The organism is Endozoicomonas sp. SESOKO4 (assembly GCF_024606275.1).
This window is the reverse complement of the sequence record NZ_JAHHPS010000450.1, coordinates 1-5,689: the sequence shown is the minus strand read 5'-3', so window position 1 is coordinate 5,689 and position 5,689 is coordinate 1. Positions and strand designations below refer to the sequence as shown.

Annotated in this window: 3 protein-coding genes and 1 pseudogene; all 4 read right to left on the bottom strand. The window is 49.5% G+C overall.

Annotation, left to right across the window (positions count from 1 at the left end):
• Positions 1-2,248: conjugal transfer protein TraN (gene traN, locus KDK16_RS08840; RefSeq protein WP_257275658.1), on the bottom strand; the 2,248-nt coding region annotated here is incomplete at its 3' end.
• A complete protein-coding gene (locus KDK16_RS08835) occupies positions 2,245-4,164 on the bottom strand; it encodes a TrbC family F-type conjugative pilus assembly protein (protein ID WP_257275657.1) in 1,920 nt (639 codons plus the stop codon). The genes traN and KDK16_RS08835, both read right to left, overlap by 4 nt.
• On the bottom strand, positions 4,161-4,682 hold the full coding sequence (locus KDK16_RS08830; RefSeq protein WP_257275659.1) for a 3'-5' exonuclease: 522 nt from the start codon (positions 4,680-4,682) through the stop codon (positions 4,161-4,163). The genes KDK16_RS08835 and KDK16_RS08830 overlap by 4 nt, the downstream gene beginning before the upstream one ends.
• Positions 4,683-4,684: 2 nt before the next feature.
• A pseudogene (locus KDK16_RS08825) lies at positions 4,685-5,689 on the bottom strand (ATP-binding protein); the annotation flags it as partial.

The window sequence follows — 5,689 nt, the reverse complement described above, 5'->3', positions numbered from 1 at the left end:
CCGGGTTCATAATCAGGGTTTGTTGGCTCAGCTGACCGCCCTGAGAAGCCAGGTTGTTACCAACCGTTCGAAAAAGCAGATTGGTGGCATCCTCGCCCAGAATTTTATGGACGACTTCTGCCATCTTTCGCATCAGTTGTTGCTGCATATTGCCGAGCATAGACTTCTGAGCTTCATGCGACAGTTCTCCGGCAATGGGCTTGGCAGTGGCAGCCTGGGTATGAACTTCAGCCGTTGTCGGCCATAGCCTTTCTGTGAGCTTGTCCCAGCTTTTGCCTAAATCGGACCATAGATTCTTTGCAGGCTGAATGAGCTTGTTGATGCCCTCCATCAGTGGTTCCCTCATTTTCTGATAAGACCCAGTCAGCTGATTGGGAAAATTCCCCTGTAGATGGATTGCTGATTGATCAAATAGATAGCCCATCAGCAGCAGGTTCATATAGCTGGCAAAATTCACATGGGTAGGTAGATTGCAGCAGTCCACTATATTGAAAATGCCTTGTTTGCAGGTGCAGGGCTTGCCGCTGAATATCCTGCAACCACTCCCGTCCTGATTGCACTGTATATCGTGCGCCATATGTTTTGCGGCATGGAGACCGCTGACGGCACTGGCAAAGTCAGTGTTATCCGCATCGGTAATATTGGCCTGACACTCGCCTAACATGCACTGCATGGGTTGACCTTCGCAGTGAATACTCTCCTCGATACCGATGCGATTCACGTGGCCTTTGTAGCCACAGTCATAACGATCCTGTCGGGTATAACAGATGCCGGACTTTTCACCTAAACAACGGCTGTCCAGAAACTCACAGTGAGGGGTATTGGCATAGTGAGCACAGTGATCCGGCGGAGATTGTGATGATCTCGTTTTGTAGAAGAAACAGTCGACTTCAGCCTTGGTCATTTTACAGTCCGAAGGTAATTCTGGAGACAGTGAAGAGAACAGAGGGACGGTTTTGCCATGTACGGTATATTCAGCCGCAGGCAGTCGTTCAAGGCATTGAAACGACGGCTTGCATAAACCATCGTTATGCCACTGCTGCATATTGGCCAGCAGCTCTTGTTGTGCCAAGGTCCCCCAATGGTCTGATGAAACCAGCTGGCTAAGATCAAAATACAGACGGATCAGGGCAAAGCCTTCCCCTTTATCACCGACGGAGGTTCTTAACCGAAAGGATATATCGGGTGCCCCGGACTGAATGACTTCCCTGGCAAGGCTGACTTCCTGGTTCAGGTAATAGTTTTTATCCCGGTCACACCGGCCACCGGATTCTGGCGGAAAATCTGGGTTGCTTTGCCAGAGCTTACGATCATTCAGCCAGAGTTGAATGCGGTCATCCCAGCGGGCATCGACCAGTTTGACTTGATTGAGGGCTTCGGGTTTCAGCATTTTCACCGTCAGTGACTCTTCCTTAATACAGCAGCGGCAGCGGTAGTAGTTGTCAGCACTGCGGCTGATGCCCAACCGGATTTCCAGGCAACCTTCTGTGTCTGAACCACTGTCGCAGGCTTTTAGACCGGAGATACTGCTGCCGCGTATATGTTTCAAAAAAGGCTGGACAGTCAGGTGACGATTGAGCGTCAGGCTGTGATCTTTAACCAGAACCCGGCTGCACTCCCTGATGTCCGGGCTGTGTACCTGACGGTCTTGTTTCAGTACCAGTGTTCTTTGGTAGTCACAGCCTCTGAAGTGTCGACGTAGTCGTGCGATCGTGGCACTCATTTCGCTCTGCCCATCTAAAGAGTTGTCGTATATGGGATTGCCATTAGCATCTGTAGGCCAGTGCTTCTGTTTAGACCAGGTGTTGGGGTGCTGCAGGGCCTTAATACTTTGCTCTACAGGGTGGAGAATCGTGTGTTCGTTGGCATCGGGGTAATATCGATCCGGTGACTGGTTCAGTAAACGCCAGGCTTCACCTTCCGGAGATTGTTCGGTTTCCAGTTGTTGCGCCCGCTGTTCACCAAAAGATTGTAAGCCATCGAAATCTTCATTTTGATAATAACTTTCCAACTTCCTACGGTGAGTAGTGTCTGAAGGGTTTTCCATCAACAGGTTTGGTACCTGGTTGGTAGTAGGTTGAGGCTTTCTTGTAATAGCTTCAGATTGCTGGTTAATCTGATGGAGCCAGGTTGAGTGGGTATGCTGCTCAAATGTGCGAGTGGCTTCCTGAGTGGTTTCTGCCATTACCGTGTGAAAGCAGATAGCTAACAACCGACCCAGTAGGTTGTAGCAGGCACGTATTGTCATTGACTGACGGTCTGGCAACAATCCCGATATTGCCAAAGCAGATACATAGCGTCGTCTTTAGCCAATGGGTGACGATGCATTCCCCATGTTGCGGCTGAAGCTCCTATCCAGTGTGCTTTCTGCTTTTCCGGCTCAGGCCAGAACATGCTCATTTTGTACTGGCTTTTGGGGAGCCAGGGAGTGATCCGGCTCTGGCACTGGGCCTCTTCTCCTATGGTTTTTCTGCCAAGACCAATCCGGTGAATTTTGGCTAGAGCACGTGTTGCCAGCAGACTGGTGTTATCGGCAAAGTGACCGAAGGTGCTGGTAAAACCGGATAGAGGATAAAGGGAACCCCAGCTACCAGCGCACCAGTGTAGATTATCCATAGGTTGTGAGTTCAAAGCGGCTAGGCCATCAGTTGTACAAGCATTAATCGCCGCAGGATTGGCATAAGCAGCCAGGTCGGGAGAGAGTAGGGAGGCCAGCTCCGGGTGATTCCACGACGGGTCTACTTCTGACAAATTCAGCAGGTCAAAATCCACCAGGTCACTGGTACAGCCGCCAAAACCGGTATACATATTCAGCATTTCAATCAGTGGCAGGCTGTAAACGTGAGCGTGGAGATAGGTTAAGCCTTTGGGAATATTTGCAGAACCCAGTGTTCCCCAACGACGCTGGTCAACCATATGTAGCTTGTGACCACCCAATGCCATCAAGCAGCCGGGACTGCGGGTTAGTTCAATCAGCTTTTGAGGTCGCCAGAAGCCGGTAGTCACGCCAGGGTGAAACATGCCCACGCTGTCTTCGCAGAAACATGAGCCCGTAATGCTGTTAGCTCTGTCATCAGGCTCTTTACCCGAACCCAGTTTTGCCAGTCCAATACGAATAGGAAACAGCTCTTTCCAGGGTACAGAATTAATCAGTTTCTCTGACAGAATCGGTACGTTCTGGCACAGGGCTTTTGATGGGTTGTCTGTGGTTTCCTGAGCAGAGGCAGATTGTGCTGAAATGGAAATCAAAGCTCTTGCCCATGACACCAGATCAATGGCAGAAAAATTTGATACTGCTGCTGTCATCACTCGCCAGTGATTCAGGTTTTCTGGTGTCATTAATGCGGGCAAGGTTGTCAGTTGAAAGCGATGAATCAGCTCCGGGGGCATGATGTAAATTGCATGCACATGCCAGAGACTGGATAGTTTCTGAAACTGTTGCAGTGATCCACTGGATACCAAAACCAGCGCATCAGGATATTGCTGTAACCATGGAATCACAACCTTCAATTGCTGACGATCGTTAATATTCACGGCAATGATAGGTGTACGCCAGTGACCGGGTATTTTCACAACTTTGCTGGATGCCTCTCGGCTGGTCGGGAGCTTAGCTCCGAAAGAAAGGGTTTTAGTCTGCAACCGTTTCTGTGCTTTTTCTTGAAGGGGCTGCCAGTTCTGTTGTTTGAGCCGCAGCAACAAATGCTCCAATAAATCCGGTTCGCTGACAGGAAGTGTTGAGCCATAGGCTCCAATATTGCCACGTCTGTCGGCACGGTACTGGCGCATCATCCATTCAGGTGAGGTAACACCAAAAGCGGTCAGTTCAGTATTGCCGTTAACGACAACAGTCATTGCGGGTACATGATTTATATTCTGCTCCCGGAACAAAACAGGGTTGATCTGAATCTCCTTCCCGACACCGGCCTGCTTTATCCGGTATTGCCAGCGACTGATACTATGAGTCAGATTGGTATCTTTGGCTCCCATTCCTCGCACGATGATATTGAAGTTGTGAAGAGATTCTGTATCCCGCAGTAACTCAATCAGAGTCACCTCACCCAGAGCTTCAGATACAAACAGATTAATAGTGAGGTTAGAAGGCAGTGCTGTATTGGTGGCTGGCAATAGCAGAATAATCACCAGCCAGAAGGGTGAGAGAGTCATACGTTTTTAAATTCATCAATCCGCTGGCGAACCTCAGGGCGGGTTAAGTAATGCCAGACCGCTCGTGTTGCCAACGTATCGGACAAAGCACGATGCGCTTCGCCTTCCCATTTGTGCAGCACATACTGACTGGCTTTGTTGAGATTCTGCCATTTGTAATTGCCATGCCAGGCACTCCACTCACCGAAGTGTTGGGCAAACAGCAGCATGCAACACTGTACGATTTTCGCTGCTCCAAGTTCTATGCCCAGGTATTGGCTGTCGTACGCCCTGTTGTAGATTACCACTTCCTGATTCTGAAACAGCGTCTGGATTGTAGTCCGAAGCTCATCATAAGTCGGAGCATGGGCCACTGCTTTTGGACTGACTCCGTGAATCGCCTGGGCTTCCGGCCAGCAATCATGGTGTGTTGGTCTGACCAGTGTATTCAGGAGAGCTTCACCATCATCATTGACAATAGCTATCTCAACAATCTCGTCTTGTGGGCTAAGGCCGGTAGTTTCAGTGTCAACGTAGATAGTTATACAGCATTCCTGTCTTTCAGTACCTGCATAATGGCATCACTCAGAGAAAGTCCCCGAGATCGATAAGTCCGGATCGCACTTTCATCTTCAGGGTGACTGGAATAGAGTAGCTTTTTAAAGGGATTCAGAATCAAACGGCCAATTCCAGAGCCCTGTTCTGTGAGCACCAATGCTTCTGAATATTTGCCTTCAACGGTATGGACGGTTTTCAGCAGTTTGTAACCTTCTGGTGATAAGGGTAAGCGTTGCTGCTTTTCTAATTCATTGATAGTGGACAGCTGTTGCTTGAGCAGAAATTGAGTGGCACTGTTATCCATCGCGGCCCGCCCTGCAGCGGTTTCATAAAAGTCTTCAATCCGCTGTGCCGCCATCAGGTTGGCACCATTAAATCGTCGAAAACGGCGGAAACCATGTTCGATGAATAGGGCAGCTCCCTGAGTATCCCGCATCAGGTTCCAGGCTTCGTCAATCACCACCAACTTCCGGCGGCTGACATCACCAAAGTACATAATCTGCTGGATCAGGTAGATTAGCTCCAGAATCACCACTCGTTGCAGGTGCTTGCGATTGTCCAGATGCCTGAGTTCAAGCACGGTAAAAGACTGATTGATATCCAGCGTATTGTCTCCACAGAAAAAACGACCATATTCACCTTTGGAAGTGAAGGCTCCAAGCTGCACGGCCAGGTCGGTGATACGCTCATCCGGATGTTGCTGTAATCGCTCCTGTAACAGATCAATACTGCTGTCCGTACCTTCCCCCTCCCAGAGTTCCCGAATTTGTTCACGTAAACCGGCTTCCTGATATGGGGTTAAAGGCTCTCGTGGAGACACCATGGCAATGATCAGTGCCAGCAGAATATCGCCTTCCTCTTCATAGTCATGGACCAGAGCGAATGGGTTCATACCGATCTCACTGCCCTGATCAAAGTCCAGAAACAATCCATCAAAATGCTGGCACAGCTTTTTATAACCCTCACCAATATCCAGAGCCCAACACTG

What these genes read in the sequence shown, in the direction of transcription:
- KDK16_RS08835 (WP_257275657.1), bottom strand. Translation starts at nt 4,164, where the DNA reads ATGACTCTCTCACCCTTCTGGCTGGTGATTATTCTGCTATTGCCAGCC.